The organism is Kitasatospora sp. NPDC028055 (assembly GCF_040637885.1).
Lineage (GTDB): Bacteria > Actinomycetota > Actinomycetes > Streptomycetales > Streptomycetaceae > Kitasatospora.
Genome location: NZ_JBEZXE010000005.1, coordinates 53,652 through 69,145, shown reverse-complemented (window position 1 = coordinate 69,145; position 15,494 = coordinate 53,652). Strand labels below are relative to the sequence as shown.

Sequence of the window (15,494 nt, the reverse complement as noted above, 5' to 3'; positions counted from 1 at the left end):
AGCACTTCATGTGCCCGGCTCCGGAGAGCGGCTGATCCCTTCGCGCAGGCGTCGGGGTTTTCTCCGGGTCGCGACATGCGACCTCCGTCAACACCTGGTGAAAGCCGTATTCGTAAGCAAGGAAGGTTTGGTTCATGGCGAACCAGAAGCGTCCCAAGGTCAAGATCGCGCGTGCGCTCGGCGTGCCGCTGACCCCGAAGTCCGTCAAGTACTTCGAGGCCCGCCCGTACCCGCCCGGCCAGCACGGCCGCGGTCGCAAGCAGAACTCGGACTACAAGGTCCGTCTGCTCGAGAAGCAGCGTCTGCGCGCCCAGTACGACCTGAGCGAGAAGCAGATGGCGCGCGCGTTCGACCGCGCGAAGAAGGCCGAGGGCAAGACCGGTGAGGCGCTCGTCGCCGACCTGGAGACCCGTCTGGACTCCCTGGTCCTGCGTTCGGGCATCGCCCGCACCATCTACCAGGCCCGCCAGATGGTCGTCCACGGCCACATCGAGGTCAACGGCGGCAAGGTCAACAAGCCGTCGTTCCAGATGAAGCCGGGCTACGTGGTCACCGTCCGCGAGCGCTCCAAGGAGAAGGTCCCCTTCCAGGTCGCCCGTGAGGGTGGCTACGCGGGTGAGGGCCAGACCCCGAAGTACCTCGAGGTCAACCTGAAGGCCCTGGCCTTCCGCCTGGACCGTGCGCCGCAGCGCAAGGAGGTCCCGGTGATCTGTGACGAGCAGCTGGTCGTCGAGTACTACTCGCGCTGACCCGCGCTCGGTTCGCACTTCGCGGAACCGGCAGCGAGCCCCCGTCGCCTTTCGAGGCGGCGGGGGCTCGCCCCTTTTCCGGTGCCGGCCGGCCCTCCGGCCACAGCTCCGCCCGGCCACAGCTCAGGCCGGCTACAGCTCCGCGCCGGTCATCGCGGCGGCCAGCCGCAGGTGCGGACGGGCCTCCTGGTCGCGGCCCTGGCGCTCCAGGGTGCGGCCGAGCATCAGCCGGGCGTAGTCCTCAGCCGGGTCGAGGTCGAGGATCCGGCGCAGTTCGGCCTCGGCGCGGCCGAGCTGGGCGGAGTGGAAGTAGCTGCGGGCCAGCAGCAGCCGGACCGACAGGTTGGCCGGCTCCTCGGCCAGCACGCCTTCCAGCATGCGGGCGGCGTCGGTGTACGCCTTGGACTCGAAGTAGAAGTTCGCGAGGCGATACTCGTCGTGGACGGCCATGGTGCTCCTTCCGGGTGGATCCTTGCCTCCTCAAGCAATCCGCAAGCTTCAGCTATTCCGCACCGGTGCCGGGGCCGGTGCGGGCGGCACGGAACAGGGCGCGGGGCCGGGTTCCGGGCCGCCTGGCGAGCCCCCGTCGCCGAGCGCCCGGCCGACCGCGGCGTCCAGGTCCAGCCGCCCGCCCGCCAGGTAGCAGTCCTCGTACTCCTGCTCGGTGAGCCCGGCCCGGGCGCGCTCGGCGCACTCCTGGTGGGTGCCGAAGAAGGAGCGCGAACCCAGGAAGGGGTTGCCGACCGCCCGCCAGATCCGGTGCGCGGCGCCCTGCAGCACCCGGGCCTCGCGCAGGGCGGCCGGCTCGCCCGGCCCGGCCGGCTCGGTCTCCAGCAGCGCCAGCAGGTCGATCCCCAGCACGATGCCGAGCAGGTCGTGGAAGCGGTGGTTCAGCCGGACGCACTCGCGGGCCAGCGCGCGGGCCGGCTGGACGGCGCCGTCCAGGTAGTGCGAGTACGCCATCGCGTACAGCACGTAGCCGTACGCCCACTGCTCGCCGTGTTCCTCGCACACCTCGCGGGCCTGGCCGAACCAGAGCTCGGCGCTGTCCGGGTCGCCCTGGAACAGGTAGGCGAGGCCCAGTTCGACCATCGCCATCACCACGTTGCTGTTGAGCTCGCCGATGGTCCGGTAGTGCCAGAGCGCCTCCTCGAACAGCTCGGCGGCGCGCTCCGGGTCGTCACCGATCAGGGCAGCGCAGCCCTGGCGGTGGACGGCGTAGGCGAGGGCCCGGTCGTCGCCGGTGTCCAGGGCCTGGCGGCGGCACTCCTCCAGGGCGGGGCGGGCGGCGCCGAGGTCGCCCTGGAGGGTGGCCATGTAGCCGGTCACCCAGAGGGCCTTGGCCCGGACCTCGGTGGGCTCGCGGTCCAGGGCGAGCGCGCGGTCCAGCCAGTGCCGGCCCTCGCCGAGGTGGCCGCAGCCGACCCAGTAGAACCACAGGGTGCCGGCCAGCAGCAGGGCGATCTGCTCCTCGCCGGGCTCGGCGAGGCAGAACTCCAGCGCGGCACGCAGGTTGGCGTGGGCGAGCAGGGTGCGCTCGGCGGTCTCGGCCTGCCGGGGGCCGAACCACTCGACCTCGCCCCAGGTGGCCACGCCCAGGTACCAGTCCCGGTGGCGGCGCAGCAGCCGCTGCTCCTCGCCGGCGGCGCGCAGCCAGTGGCCGCCGTACTCGCGCAGGGTGTCCAGCAGGCGGAAGCGGACGCCGAAGGCGCTGTCCTCGCGCAGCACCACGGACTTGGCGACGAGTTCGTCGAGCAGGTCGAGCAGGTCCTCGGGCTCGATGCCCTCGCCCGCGCAGACGTACTCGGCGGCCTCCAGGTCGAAACCGCCGGCGAAGACCGACAGGCGGGCCCAGAGTAAACGTTCCTGCACTGTGCAGAGCTCATGACTCCAGCCGATCGTGGTGCGCAGCGTCTGGTGCCTCGGCAGGGCCGTCCGGGAGCCGCCGGTGAGCAGCCGGAAGCGGTCGTCCAGCCGGGCCGTGATCTGCTCCACCGACAGTGCGCGCAGCCGCCCGGCGGCCAGCTCCACGGCCAGCGGGATACCGTCCAGCCGACGGCAGAGCAGGCCGACCGCCTCCGCGTTCGCCTCCGTCACCGCGAAGGACGGCAGTACGGCCCGCGCCCGGTCGGCGAACAGCCGCACGGCGTCCGGCAGCTGGTCCGGGTCCTCCGGTCGCTCCGGCAGCGGGTCGACCGGCAGTGGGGCCAGCGTCAGCAGGTGCTCGCCCGAGGCCCGCAGCGCGGCCCGGCTGGTGGCCAGCACCCGCAGCCCGGGCAGCGTGCGCAGCAGCGCGTCGGCCAGCTCGGCGCACGCCTCCACCAGGTGCTCGCAGCCGTCCAGCACCAGCAGCAGGCGGCGCCCCGCGAGGTGCTCGCCCAGCACGTCCACCGGCGGCCGGGCGGTGCCGTCGGTCAGCCGCAGCGCCTCCAGTACGGCGTGGCCGAGCAGTAGCGGGTCCTGCACCGGGGCCACGTCCACCAGCCAGGTCCCGTCCGGGAAGGCCTCGGCCGCCCGGGCCGCCGCCCGCAGCGCGAGCCTGCTCTTGCCCACCCCGCCGGGCCCGGTCACCGTCACCAGCCGTGCCCCGGCGAGCAGACCCGCCAGCTCGGCCAGTTCCCGCTCGCGCCCGACGAAGCCCGTCACCTCGGCCGGCAGTCGGCCCGGGTCCGGCTCGCGCGGCCACGCCGCGGGCTGTGCTGTCCAGTCGCCGGCCAAGCGGTGCTCCCCGTTGTTCCCGGCCCGGACCGCGGCGGTCCGGACGTGCGTCGGGCCGTACGGGCGACGGCCCGCCTGGCTGAACGAGGTGACCGGACGGTAGGTTACGCGCGCGGTTCGCACATCCGGGCGAGGCCACCGCCGTGACCCGGTCCGGAAAGCGGGCCCGGGCGCGATAGGGTTCGGTTGGGAACCGCAAGGCGAGGGAGCGCGCAGAAGTGTCCGTGGGAGAGCTGGCCGGCTTGCTCGTCGCCGTGTTCTGGGCGGTCCTGGTCACCCTGCTCGCGGTGGTGCTGGTGCGACTCTCCCGGGTGTTGAAGGAGGCCACCGTCCTGGTCTCCGCGGTCACCGAACAGGCCGTCCCGCTGCTGGCCGACGCCGGCGCGGCGGTGCGCAGCGCCAACGAGCAGCTGGACCGGGTGGACGAGATCACCGCCAACGTCCAGGACGCCGCCGCCAACGCCAAGGCGCTCTCCTCCACCGCGGCCGCCACGCTGGGCGGCCCGCTGATGAAGGTCGCCGCGTTCAGCTACGGCGTCCGCCAGGCCGTCGCCAAGCAGCAGGGCACCCTGCCGAGCGTGCCGGTGCAGCCCGCCGAGCGCGACGAACTGGCCCGGCTGATCCGGGCCGAGGTGCGCGCCGCGACCGCGCCCAGGAGCGGCCTGCTCTCCCGGGTCCGGCGAGCGGTGAGGGGCTGACCGGATGGCACGGATCTTCTGGATGGCGGTCGGCGCCGGCGCCGCGGTGTGGGCCATGAACAAGGCCAACGGCGCCGTGCAGCGGCTCACCCCGGACAGCCTCTCCGGCACCGCCGCGCGCGGTGCCCTGCACCTGGGCGACCGGGCCAAGCAGTTCGCCCAGGACGTGCGCTCCGGCATGGCCGAGCGCGAGGAGCAGCTCAAGGACGACCTCGGACTGCACGGCACCGCCGTGGCGGAGCCCCGCAGCACCCGCCGGGTGCTGCGCGGCGAGCCGCAGTACCGAGCTATCTCGGCGGTGCCCGGTCGCCCGGCCGCCGCCCTGCCCCCCGCCCGCGCCCTGCCCGACGGCGGGGGCCGCACCGTCCCACAGACCATTGAAGAAACGCCCCGCCGAGCCCTGCCGCGGGGCGGAACGAACCGGAAGGACCACTAATGGAGTCGGCTGAGATCCGCCGCCGCTGGCTGCGCTTCTTCGAGGAGCGCGGCCACACCGTCGTTCCGTCGGCGTCCCTGGTCGCCGACGACCCCACCCTGCTGCTGGTCAACGCCGGCATGGTGCCGTTCAAGCCCTACTTCCTGGGCGAGGTCAAGCCGCAGTTCTCGCGCGCCACCAGCGTCCAGAAGTGCGTGCGCACCCTCGACATCGAGGAGGTCGGGAAGACCACCCGGCACGGCTCCTTCTTCCAGATGTGCGGCAACTTCTCCTTCGGTGACTACTTCAAGGAAGGAGCCATCAAGTTCGCCTGGGAGCTGCTCACCACTCCCGTCGCGGACGGTGGCTACGGCCTGGAGAAGGAGAAGCTCTGGATCACCGTCTACAAGGACGACGACGAGGCCGAGCAGATCTGGCGCGACGTCATCGGCGTGCCCTCCGAGCGCATCCAGCGCCTGGGCATGAAGGACAACTTCTGGTCGATGGGCGTGCCCGGCCCGTGCGGCCCGTGCTCGGAGATCAACTACGACCGCGGCCCCGCGTACGGCGAGGAGGGCGGCCCGGCGGTCAACGGCGAGCGCTACCTGGAGATCTGGAACCTGGTCTTCATGCAGTACGAGCGCGGCCACGGCGACGGCAAGGACGGCTTCGAGATCCTCGGCGACCTGCCGAGCAAGAACATCGACACCGGCCTGGGCCTGGAGCGCCTCGCCGCGATCCTCCAGGGCGTCGACAACCTCTTCGAGATCGACACCAGCCGGATGATCCTCGACCGCGCCGCCGAGCTCACCGGCCACAGCTACGGCGCCGACCACAAGTCGGACGTCTCGCTGCGCGTGGTCACCGACCACATCCGCACCGCGCTGATGCTGGTCGGCGACGGCGTCACCCCCGGCAACGAGGGCCGCGGCTACGTGCTGCGCCGCATCCTGCGCCGCGCCATCCGCAACATGCGCCTGCTGGGCGCCACCGAGCCGGTGGCCAAGGACCTCACCGACATCGCGATCAAGGCGATGGCCCCGCAGTACCCGGAGCTGGAGACCGACCGCAAGCGGATCGAGACCGTCGTGGTCGCCGAGGAGGCGGCCTTCCTGCAGACCCTCAAGGCCGGCACCAGCCTGCTGGACGCCGCGGTCACCGAGACCAAGCAGTCCGGCGGCGCGGTGCTCTCCGGCGACCAGGCCTTCAAGCTGCACGACACCTACGGCTTCCCGATCGACCTCACCCTGGAGATGGCCGAGGAGCAGGGCCTCCAGGTCGACGAGGCCGGCTTCCGCCGCCTGATGCAGGAGCAGCGGGACCGCGCCAAGGCGGACGCCAAGGCGAAGAAGATGGGCCACGCCGACGTCGCCGCGTACCGCGAGGTCGCCGACAAGTCCGGCGCGAGCCTCTTCACCGGCTACAACCTGACCGAGGGCGAGGCCACCGTCGTCGGCCTGCTGGTGGACGGCGTCCCGTCGCCGGCCGCCTCCGAGGGCGACGAGGTCGAGCTGATCCTCGACCGCACCCCGTTCTACGCCGAGGGCGGCGGCCAGCTCGCCGACCACGGCCGGATCCGGCTGGAGTCCGGCGCGGTCGTCGAGATCCGCGACGTGCAGCAGCCCGTCCCGGGCGTCATCGTGCACTCGGGCGGCGTGCTGTTCGGCGAGGTCGTGCTCGGCGCCTCGGCGTACGCCACGATCGACACCGAGCGCCGCCGGGCGATCGCCCGCGCCCACTCGGCCACCCACCTGACCCACCAGGCGCTGCGCGACGCGCTCGGCCCGACGGCCGCCCAGGCCGGCTCCGAGAACGCCCCCGGCCGCTTCCGCTTCGACTTCGGCTCGCCCGCCGCCGTTCCGGGCAGCGTGCTGGTGGACGTCGAGCAGAAGATCAACGACGTGCTGGGCCGCGAGCTGGAGGTCACCGCCGAGGTCATGACGATGGACCAGGCCCGCAAGGCCGGCGCCATCGCGATGTTCGGCGAGAAGTACGGCGACGAGGTGCGGGTCGTCTCGATCGGCGACTTCTCCAAGGAGCTGTGCGGCGGCACCCACGTCGGCAACACCGCCCAGCTGGGCCTGGTGAAGCTGCTCGGCGAGTCCTCGATCGGCTCCGGCGTGCGCCGCGTCGAGGCGCTGGTCGGCGTCGACGCGTACAAGTTCCTGGCCCGCGAGCACACCGTGGTGGCCCAGCTCACCGAGCTGGTCAAGGGCCGCCCGGAGGAGCTGCCGGAGAAGATCTCGGGCATGCTCACCAAGCTCAAGGACGCCGAGAAGGAGATCGAGCGCTTCCGCGCCGAGAAGGTGCTGGCCGCCGCGGCGGGCCTGGCCGACTCGGCCGAGGACGTGCACGGCATCGCGGTGGTCGCCGCGCAGGTCGCCGACGGCGTGGGCGCGGACGAGCTGCGCAAGCTGGTGCTGGACGTGCGAGGCCGGCTCGGCTCGCGCCCGGCCGTGGTCGCCGCCTTCACCGTGGCGAACGACCGCCCGCTGACCGTGATCGCCACCAACGAGGACGCCCGCGGCCGCGGCATCAAGGCCGGCGAGCTGGTCCGCACCGCCGCCAAGACCCTCGGTGGCGGCGGTGGCGGCAAGGACGACGTCGCCCAGGGCGGCGGCTCCAACCCGGCCGCGGTCGGCGAGGCGATCGCCGCGGTGCGCGGCCTGGTCGCGGAGCGCGCCAGCTGATGGAGCAGGAGGAGAGGCCCTTCCGGCGTGGGCGGCGGATCGCCGTCGACGTCGGTGACGCCCGGATCGGGGTCGCGTCCTGCGACCCCGACGGGGTGCTCGCCACGCCGGTGGAGACCGTTCCGGCCGGCGTGAAGTCGCAGGCCAGGATCGCCGCGATCGTCGAGGAGTACGACGCGATCGAGGTGGTCGTCGGGCTGCCGCGCTCGCTCAGCGGCAAGGAGGGCCCGGCCGCGGAGAAGGTCAGGGCCTACGCCTCGCGGCTGGCCAACCGGGTCTACCCGGTGACGGTGCGGCTGGTGGACGAGCGGATGACGACCGTCACCGCGACCCACGGCCTGCGCGCCTCGGGGGTCAAGGCGAAGAAGGGCCGCTCGGTGGTCGACCAGGCCGCCGCCGTGGTGATCCTGCAGACCGCCCTTGAGTCCGAACGGGTGAGCGGACGCCCGCCCGGTGAGAGCGTCGAGGCGACCGGCTGACCGGCCTGATCTAACGTCCCGAAGAGGGGTCCGTGCGGACACGTCCGCACGGACCCCTCTTTCGTTCGTTTCCGTGTCCGTTTCGGATCGATCCGCATCGATTCGTGTCGGACCGGAGCGATTCTCAGCGATTCGGGACCGCCGAGGGGGCCGCGAGCCATGACCGACCAGGACTTCCACCCGGGGCTCACCCCGGGGCACCTGGGTGCGCCGGTGCTGGAGCCGGAGGGCCGTCCTCCGGGCGCGCCCCGGCCGCGCTCCGATGCGCCGGACCCGCACCGGCGGCGTAACGGACTGGCCTGCGGCCTCACCGCCTTCGCCCTGGTCGCGGTCTTCGGCGGGATCGGGCTCACCGGCTACACCTGGTTCCAGCACCAGCGCAAGCCCGCGGCGGCCGCCGACTACGCGGGGCAGGGCAGCGGCAGCGTCCAGGTCTCGGTGCCGGAGGGCGCGGGCCTGTCCCAGATCGCCTCCGCGCTGGTCCGCAACGGGGTGGTGGCCAGTTCGCTCGCCTTCACCCGGGCGGCGAAGGGCAGCGCGGCGGCCGCCGGGCGGATCCAGCCCGGTACGTACACCTTGAAGCAGAAGATGTCGGCCGCCGCCGCGCTGTCCGTCCTGATCGACCCGGCCAACGCCAACGGCCTGACCATTCCCGAGGGTTGGCGCGGCTACCAGATCTACGCGGCGATCGACAAGAAGCTCAACCTCCCCGCGGGCACCACCCAGAAGGCCGCCCAGGAGCAGAGCGCCGAGCTCGGCCTCCCGGACTTCGCCAAGGGCAGCCCCGAGGGCTACCTGTTCCCGGCGACCTACGCCGTCACCGACGGGACCACCGCGCTGGACCTGTTGAAGCAGATGGTCGAGCGGGCGGGCAAGGAGTTCAGCCGGGACGACGCCAACGTCGTCGCGCAGAACCTCGGGCAGAGCCTGTACGGGCTGGTCACCGTCGCCAGCATGGTCCAGGGCGAGGCCGACAACACCGAGGACATGGGCAAGGTGGCCCGGGTCATCTACAACCGGCTGGCCAAGGGGATGCCGCTCCAGCTGGACTCCACCATCAACTACGCCCTCGGCCGCTCGACCCTGAACACCACCGTCACCGACACCAAGCTGGACTCCCCGTACAACACCTACCTGCACCCGGGCCTGCCGCCGTCGCCGATCTCCAACCCGGGCCGGCAGGCGATCATGGCGGCGCTGGACCCGACGCCGGGGGACTGGGTCTACTTCGTGACCGTGAAGCCCGGGGACACCCGCTTCACCGACAGCTTCGAGGTGCAGCAGAAGAACGTCGCCGAGTTCAACGCCGCCCGGGCGGCCAAGCCGAGCGCGCCGGACTCCACCGCTCCGACCGCCGCCGCCAGCCCCTCGACACCGGGCGCCGCCACACCGTGACGGCCCCGTACGCCGAGCGTGAGGTCGCTCACTGACAGTGCGTCCGCCCGGGCGGGGGTACGGCTGCGGTACGGTAACGTCTCCTCCCAGGCGCTGCGCTAGCACGCCGGTTCGAGAATCAGCCGGGACCGCGTCGTCCCGGACGGCCGGTCCGATCCTCCGGTCGTCACCGTCGGTTAAGGGGATCAATGACCGATCTGGGTCGGGGCTACGGCCCCCAGGGCGAGCCGTGGCACCCCGGTGATCCCGGTTACGGCGGCCAGCAGCCGATCCCCGGCCAGCAGGACGGCCAGTGGCAGCAGTACCCGCAGCAGGACCAGCACGGCCAGCAGCCGTACGGGGACGCTCAGCAGGGGTACGCGCAGCAGCAGCAGATGCAGCAGCAGATGCACGGCGGCCACCCCCAGCAGATGATGGCGCCGCAGGGGTACCAGCAGCAGGGCATGCCGCAGCAGGGGTACCCGCAGCAGCAGATGCCGCAGCAGGGCTACGATCAGGGGTTCCCGCAGCAGGGCATGGGCCAGCAGGGCATGGGCCAGCAGGGGCAGGCCTACCCGCAGCAGATGCAGCAGGGGATGCCCCAGCAGGGGTACGGGCAGCAGCAGATGCCGATGCAGCAGCAGGGCATGCCGCAGCAGATGCAGCAGGGGATGCAGCAGGGGATGCCCCAGCAGCAGGCCGCCCGCCCGGCCCCGGCGCCCGAGGCCGCCTCCGGTCCCGGCCCGGACGGCATCGACTGGGAGGCCGAGGCGGCCGCGCTGGAGTCCGGCGCCGATCCGGTCGGCGGCGCGCACGAACCCGCGGAGGGGGAGTGGGACGGCCGCGCCGAGGAGGAGCACCACGAGGGCGACCGCTACCTCGACGAGCACGCCGAGGCCGAGCAGAGCGGCTTCCTCGGTGAGCAGGACGACTCCCGCGAGGCGAAGAAGAAGCGCAAGGAGAGCGGCAAGAAGGCCGGCCGCCGCAACGGCGGCGCCTGCCTGGTGGTCGCCGTGGTGCTGCTCGGGCTGCTCGGCGGCGCCGGCTGGTGGGGCTACGGCTTCTACCAGGACCACTTCGGCCCGCCGCCGGACTTCACCGGCGAGGGCACCGGCTCCGTCCAGATCGAGGTCAAGCAGGGCGCGGTCGGCGGGCAGATCGGCGCCGCCCTCAAGGCCGCCGGTGTGGTCAAGAGCGTCGACGCCTTCACCAAGGCCTGCGACGCCGAGCCCAAGTGCCAGACGATCCAGTACGGCTTCTACACCTTGAAGAAGGAGATGCCGGCCGCGGCCGCGGTCAAGGAACTGCTGGACCAGGCGGGCGGCGCGGCGATCGTGTTCCCGGAGGGCAAGAACTCCTCCGAGATCTACACCATGATCGACAGCAAGTTGAAGCTCCAGAAGGGCACCACGGCGGGCGTGGCCAAGGCGCAGGTCAACGACCTCGGGCTGCCCGCGTACGCGAACGGCAACATCGAGGGCTTCCTCTGGCCGACCCGCTACAACATCGCCGACGGCATGAAGCCCGAGGACCTGCTCAAGCAGATGGTGAAGACCGCCACCGACAAGTACGCCAACCTCGACGGCCAGGCCTCCAAGGCGGGCCTCAAGAACGGCTACGAGGTGGTCATCGAGGCGAGCATCCTGCAGCGCGAGGGCAACAACCCGGGCGACTTCGCCAAGATGGCCAGGACCATCCAGAACCGGCTGGCCAGCGACACCGTGCGCCACACGCTCGGCATGGACACCACGCTGCAGTACTCGCTGGGCCGCAAGGAGCTCACGTCGAAGGACATCAACGACGGGTCCAACAAGTACAACACCTACATCAACCCGGGCCTGCCGCCGACGCCGATCTCCAACCCCGGTGACGAGGCGCTCAACGCGGTGCTCAACCCGGCGGACGGCAAGTGGCTGTACTTCATCGCGATGTCCCCGACCAACACCCTGTTCGCCGAGACGGACAAGGAGCACGCGGCCAACGTCGAGGCGTACTGCAAGGCGGCGGGCCAGGGCTTCGACAAGGTCGGCCTGCACTGCACCACCAAGTAGCCGCCACCACCAAGTAGCCGCCACGGCACCGTCGTTCACGGAGATCACGGAGAGGCAGTGTTGACCAGCAAGCACCGGGCGGCCGTCCTCGGCTCACCGATCGCCCACTCGCTCTCGCCCGACCTGCACCGGGCCGCCTTCGCGGCGCTCGGGCTGGACGGCTGGCGCTACGACCGCTTCGAGGTCGACGAGGCAGCCCTGCCCGGGTTCCTCGCCGGGCTGGACGAGGCCGAGTGGGCGGGGCTGTCGCTGACCATGCCGTTGAAGCGGGCGGTCATCCCGCTGCTGGACGAGGTCAGTGCCACGGCCCGCGCGGTGGACGCGGTGAACACCGTGGTGTTCACCGCCGACGGGCGGCGCACCGGGGACAACACCGACGTCCCCGGGCTGGTGAACGCGCTGCGCGAGCGCGGCATCGCCGAGGTGTCCGCCGCCGCCGTGCTGGGTGCCGGGGCCACCGCCTCCTCGGCGCTGGCCGCGCTGGCCCAGGTCTGCACCGGCGAGGTGACGGTCTACGTGCGCAGCGCCGAGCGGGCCCGGGAGATGGCCGAGCTGGGCGAGCGGCTCGGCGTGGCGGTGCGGACCGAGGACTGGGAGCGCGGCGCGGAGGCGCTGGAGCGGCCGCTGACCGTCTCCACCACCCCGGTCGGGGCGACCGACGACTTCGCCGGCTCGCTGCCGGCGGCCCCGGGGGCGCTGTTCGACGTGCTGTACCACCCGTGGCCGACGGCGCTGGCCGCCGCCTGCGCGGGGCGCGGGGCGACCGTCCTCGGCGGGCTGGACCTGCTGGTCCACCAGGCGGTGCTGCAGAGCGAGGCCTTCACCGGGCGGGCGCCCGGGCCGCTGGCGGCGATGCGCGAGGCGGGGGAGCGGGCACTGGCCGGGCCCTGAGCCCGCCGCGCGCGGCCGAATCGTTTCGTGGAGTGACCGGTTGCCGTCCGTCACGCGGACTGTGCCCCCAGGGGCTGCCGGGGCATGAAAGGATTCGGACAGAAGGCACGCTCGGGCGGGCCCCGGCGGTGCCGTGGGCCGGCCCGCTGATGAAGGAGCTCCGTTGGGTACGTTGCGCTGGCTGACGGCGGGGGAGTCGCACGGCCCCGCACTCGTCGCGACGCTGGAAGGCCTGCCCGCCGGTGTACCGGTCACCACCGAGGTGGTGGCCGACGCGCTGGCGCGCCGCCGGCTCGGTTACGGCCGCGGGGCGCGGATGAAGTTCGAACAGGACGAGGTGACCTTCCTCGGCGGCGTCCGGCACGGTCTGACCATGGGCAGCCCGGTCGCGATCATGGTCGGCAACACCGAGTGGCCGAAGTGGGAGCAGGTCATGTCGGCCGACCCGGTCGACCCCGAGGTGCTGGCGGGCCTGGCCCGCAACGAGGCGCTGACCCGCCCCCGGCCCGGCCACGCCGACCTGGCCGGCATGCAGAAGTACTCGATCGAGGAGGCCCGGCCGATCCTGGAGCGCGCCAGCGCCCGGGAGACGGCCGCCCGGGTCGCGCTGGGCGCGGTCGCCCGCGCCTACCTGCGCGAGGTGGCCGGGATCGAGATCGTCAGCCACGTGGTCGAGCTGGCCGCCGCCAAGGCGCCGGCCGGCGTGGTGCCGCTGCCCTCGGACGAGGCCCGGCTGGACGCCGACCCGGTGCGCTGCCTGGACGCGGACGCGTCGAAGGCGATGGTCGCCGAGATCGACCAGGCCCACAAGGACGGCGACACCCTCGGCGGTGTGGTCGAGGTGCTCGCGTACGGCGTGCCGGTGGGCCTCGGCTCGCACGTGCACTGGGACCGCCGGCTGGACGCGCGGCTGGCCGCCGCGCTGATGGGCATCCAGGCGATCAAGGGCGTCGAGGTCGGCGACGGCTTCGAGCTGGCCCGGGTCCCCGGGTCGCAGGCGCACGACGAGATCGTCCCGACCCCCGAGGGCGTCAAGCGCACCTCCGGCCGCTCCGGCGGCACCGAGGGCGGCCTGTCCACCGGTGAGGTGCTGCGGGTGCGCGCCGCGATGAAGCCGATCGCCACCGTGCCGCGGGCGCTGCAGACCCTGGACGTGCGCACCGGTGAGCCGGCCAAGGCGCACCACCAGCGTTCGGACGTCTGCGCGGTGCCGGCCGCCGGCATCGTCGCCGAGGCGATGGTCGCGCTGGTGCTGGCGGACGCGGTGAACGAGAAGTTCGGCGGCGACAACGTCTCCGAGACCCGCCGCAACGTCCAGGGCTACCTCGACAACCTGATCATCCGATGACGAAGCCCGTCGTGGTGCTGGTCGGCCCGCCCGGCAGTGGCAAGTCCACCGTCGGGCGGGCCCTGGCCGAGCGCCTGGGCGTCGGCTTCCGGGACACCGACACCGACATCGAGGCGCTGGCCGGCAAGCCCATCCCGGAGATCTTCATCGACGAGGGCGAGCCGCACTTCCGCGAGCTGGAGGTCCGTGCCGTGCGCGCGGCCGCCGAGGGACACGACGGGGTGCTGGCGCTCGGCGGCGGCGCGGTGATGGCCGAGGCCACCCGTGCGCTGCTGCGCGAGCTGCCGGTGGCCTTCCTGGAGGTCCCGCTGGGCGACGCGGTCAAGCGGGTCGGTCTGGACGCGCCGCGCCCGCTGCTGGCCGTCAACCCCCGGGCCCGCTGGCGCGAGCTGATGGAGGCCCGCCGCCCCCTCTACCTGGAGGTGGCCACCGCCGTCGTCGACACCGCCGACCGCACCCCCGAGCAGGTCGCGGACGCCGTACTGGAAGCACTGGAGCTGAACACCCCCCATGACTGACACCACCGTCAGGATTCACGTCGGCGGCAGCGCCGGCCACGACCCGTACGACGTGCTGATCGGGCACCAGCTGCTCGGCGAGCTGGCGCCGCTGATCGGCACCCGCGCCAGGCGGGTCGCGATCATCCACCCGGAGGCACTGGCCGCCACCGCCGACGCCATCCGCGAGGACCTGGCCGGCGAGGGCTACGAGGCGATCGCGCTCCAGGTGCCGAACGCCGAGGAGGCGAAGAGCGCCGAGGTCGCCGCGTACTGCTGGTCGGTGCTCGGGCAGACCGGCTTCACCCGCAGCGACGTCGTGGTCGGCCTCGGCGGCGGGGCCACCACCGACCTGGCCGGCTTTGTCGCGGCCACCTGGCTGCGCGGGGTGCGCTGGATCTCCATGCCCACCACGCTGCTCGGCATGGTCGACGCGGCCGTCGGCGGCAAGACCGGCATCAACATCGCCGAGGGCAAGAACATGGTCGGCGCCTTCCACCCGCCGGTGGGCGTGCTGGCCGACCTCGGCACCCTGGAGACCGTGCCCACGCACGACTACGTCTCCGGCCTCGCCGAGGTCATCAAGTGCGGCTTCATCGCCGACCCGGCGATCCTCGACCTGATCGAGGCCGACCCGGAGGGCGCCAGGACGCCGGCCGGCCCGCACACCGTCGAGCTGATCCGCCGGGCCATCCAGGTCAAGGCCGACGTCGTCTCCGGGGACCTCAAGGAGTCCGGCCGACGCGAGATCCTCAACTACGGCCACACCCTCGGCCACGCCATCGAGCGCAACGAGCGCTACAAGTGGCGGCACGGCGCGGCGATCTCCATCGGCATGGTCTTCGCCGCCGAACTCGGCCGCCTGGCGGGCCGGTTGGACGACGAGACGGCCGACCGCCACCGCACCGTGCTGGCCTCGGTCGGCCTGCCGCTGAGCTACCGGGCGGACGCCTGGCCGAAGCTGCTGGACGCGATGAAGATCGACAAGAAGTCGCGCGGCGACCTGATCCGCTTCATCGTCCTGGACGGCCTCGGCAAGACCTCCGTACTGGAGGGCCCCGACCCGTCGCTGCTGGTCGCCGCGTACGCGGAGGTCTCGGCGTGACCAGGGTGATGGTGCTCAACGGCCCCAACCTGGGCCGACTGGGCAGCCGGGAGCCGGACGTCTACGGCGCCACCTCGTACGCCGGGCTGGTCGAGCGCTGCACCGCGCTGGGCAAGGAGTTCGGCTTCGAGGTCGAGGTGCACGAGACCAACTCCGAGCAGCAGATGGTGGAGTGGCTGCACGAGGCGGCCGACGGGCAGGTGCCCGTGGTGATCAACCCGGGCGCGTTCACCCACTACTCGTACGCGATGCGGGACGCCGCGGCGCAGCGCACCGCGCCGCTGATCGAGGTGCACATCTCCAACCCGTACGCGCGGGAGACCTTCCGGCACAACTCGGTGATCGCGGCGGTGGCCTCCGGCACCATCGCGGGCTTCGGGATCGGGTCGTACGAGCTGGCGCTGCGGGCGCTGGCGGAGCAGCTCGCCTCGCGCTGACTGCTGGTCAGTGGCCCGGCGGCGGACTGTGCCCGCCGCCGG

At 72.6% G+C, this 15,494-nt stretch carries 14 protein-coding genes; 12 read left to right on the top strand and 2 right to left on the bottom strand.

The annotated features are described in order from the left end of the window. Window positions 1-134: 134 nt before the first annotated feature. Window positions 135-749, top strand: a complete 615-nt coding sequence (gene rpsD, locus AB0F71_RS08875) for a 30S ribosomal protein S4 (RefSeq protein ID WP_030056230.1) — start codon at window positions 135-137, stop codon at window positions 747-749. Between the two features lie 132 nt (window positions 750-881). Here rpsD and AB0F71_RS08870 read toward each other — a convergent pair whose 3' ends face one another. Then, a complete protein-coding gene (locus AB0F71_RS08870; RefSeq protein WP_360230089.1) occupies window positions 882-1,199 on the bottom strand; it encodes a tetratricopeptide repeat protein in 318 nt (105 codons plus the stop codon). A 48-nt stretch (window positions 1,200-1,247) separates the two neighbouring features. Then, the gene (locus tag AB0F71_RS08865) at window positions 1,248-3,467 is read right to left on the bottom strand and encodes a regulator (RefSeq protein ID WP_360230087.1); all 2,220 of its coding nucleotides are present in this window, start codon (window positions 3,465-3,467) and stop codon (window positions 1,248-1,250) included. Between the two features lie 233 nt (window positions 3,468-3,700). On the opposite strand from AB0F71_RS08865, the gene AB0F71_RS08860 reads away from it, so the two are divergent. The 11 genes from AB0F71_RS08860 to aroQ all read left to right on the top strand — a co-directional run bounded on the left by AB0F71_RS08860 (window position 3,701) and on the right by aroQ (window position 15,452). Beyond that, on the top strand, window positions 3,701-4,165 hold the full coding sequence (locus AB0F71_RS08860) for a DUF948 domain-containing protein (RefSeq protein ID WP_360230369.1): 465 nt from the start codon (window positions 3,701-3,703) through the stop codon (window positions 4,163-4,165). 4 nt (window positions 4,166-4,169) lie between these two features. Then, window positions 4,170-4,601, top strand: coding sequence for a DUF6167 family protein (locus AB0F71_RS08855; RefSeq protein ID WP_360230085.1), 432 nt, complete (start codon window positions 4,170-4,172; stop codon window positions 4,599-4,601). Beyond that, entirely contained in the window at window positions 4,601-7,270 is a 2,670-nt protein-coding gene (alaS, locus tag AB0F71_RS08850) for an alanine--tRNA ligase (protein ID WP_360230083.1), read from the top strand. Before AB0F71_RS08855 ends, alaS begins: the two co-directional genes overlap by 1 nt. Further along, window positions 7,270-7,749, top strand: a complete 480-nt coding sequence (ruvX, locus tag AB0F71_RS08845) for a Holliday junction resolvase RuvX (protein ID WP_360230081.1) — start codon at window positions 7,270-7,272, stop codon at window positions 7,747-7,749. The genes alaS and ruvX overlap by 1 nt, the downstream gene beginning before the upstream one ends. Before the next feature lie 159 nt (window positions 7,750-7,908). Beyond that, window positions 7,909-9,144 carry an endolytic transglycosylase MltG gene (gene mltG, locus AB0F71_RS08840; protein WP_360230079.1) on the top strand — a complete coding sequence of 412 codons (1,236 nt, stop codon included), beginning with the start codon at window positions 7,909-7,911 and terminating at the stop codon, window positions 9,142-9,144. A 188-nt stretch (window positions 9,145-9,332) separates the two neighbouring features. Then, window positions 9,333-11,174 (top strand): endolytic transglycosylase MltG, encoded by a 1,842-nt coding sequence (gene mltG, locus AB0F71_RS08835; RefSeq protein ID WP_360230077.1) that lies wholly within the window; start codon window positions 9,333-9,335, stop codon window positions 11,172-11,174. 60 nt (window positions 11,175-11,234) lie between these two features. Further along, window positions 11,235-12,065: a shikimate dehydrogenase gene (locus AB0F71_RS08830; protein WP_360230075.1), complete on the top strand. Its 831-nt coding sequence runs from the start codon at window positions 11,235-11,237 to the stop codon at window positions 12,063-12,065. Between the two features lie 163 nt (window positions 12,066-12,228). Continuing rightward, window positions 12,229-13,413, top strand: coding sequence for a chorismate synthase (gene aroC, locus AB0F71_RS08825; RefSeq protein WP_360230073.1), 1,185 nt, complete (start codon window positions 12,229-12,231; stop codon window positions 13,411-13,413). Continuing rightward, window positions 13,410-13,931 carry a shikimate kinase gene (locus tag AB0F71_RS08820; protein ID WP_360230071.1) on the top strand — a complete coding sequence of 174 codons (522 nt, stop codon included), beginning with the start codon at window positions 13,410-13,412 and terminating at the stop codon, window positions 13,929-13,931. The genes aroC and AB0F71_RS08820 overlap by 4 nt, the downstream gene beginning before the upstream one ends. Continuing rightward, entirely contained in the window at window positions 13,924-15,015 is a 1,092-nt protein-coding gene (gene aroB / locus AB0F71_RS08815) for a 3-dehydroquinate synthase (RefSeq protein ID WP_360230069.1), read from the top strand. The genes AB0F71_RS08820 and aroB overlap by 8 nt, the downstream gene beginning before the upstream one ends. A gap of 8 nt (window positions 15,016-15,023) precedes the next feature. Then, the gene (aroQ, locus tag AB0F71_RS08810) at window positions 15,024-15,452 is read left to right on the top strand and encodes a type II 3-dehydroquinate dehydratase (protein ID WP_360230367.1); all 429 of its coding nucleotides are present in this window, start codon (window positions 15,024-15,026) and stop codon (window positions 15,450-15,452) included. Window positions 15,453-15,494 lie beyond the last annotated feature (42 nt).

Bases quoted from the DNA above. Each gene is read 5' to 3' on its own strand.
- rpsD (WP_030056230.1), top strand. From the start codon at position 135: ATGGCGAACCAGAAGCGTCCCAAGGTCAAGATCGCGCGTGCGCTCGGC.
- AB0F71_RS08870 (WP_360230089.1), bottom strand. From the start codon at position 1,199: ATGGCCGTCCACGACGAGTATCGCCTCGCGAACTTCTACTTCGAGTCC.
- AB0F71_RS08855 (WP_360230085.1), top strand. From the start codon at position 4,170: ATGGCACGGATCTTCTGGATGGCGGTCGGCGCCGGCGCCGCGGTGTGG.
- alaS (WP_360230083.1), top strand. From the start codon at position 4,601: ATGGAGTCGGCTGAGATCCGCCGCCGCTGGCTGCGCTTCTTCGAGGAG.
- ruvX (WP_360230081.1), top strand. From the start codon at position 7,270: ATGGAGCAGGAGGAGAGGCCCTTCCGGCGTGGGCGGCGGATCGCCGTC.
- mltG (WP_360230079.1), top strand. From the start codon at position 7,909: ATGACCGACCAGGACTTCCACCCGGGGCTCACCCCGGGGCACCTGGGT.
- mltG (WP_360230077.1), top strand. From the start codon at position 9,333: ATGACCGATCTGGGTCGGGGCTACGGCCCCCAGGGCGAGCCGTGGCAC.
- AB0F71_RS08820 (WP_360230071.1), top strand. From the start codon at position 13,410: ATGACGAAGCCCGTCGTGGTGCTGGTCGGCCCGCCCGGCAGTGGCAAG.
- aroB (WP_360230069.1), top strand. From the start codon at position 13,924: ATGACTGACACCACCGTCAGGATTCACGTCGGCGGCAGCGCCGGCCAC.
- aroQ (WP_360230367.1), top strand. From the start codon at position 15,024: ATGGTGCTCAACGGCCCCAACCTGGGCCGACTGGGCAGCCGGGAGCCG.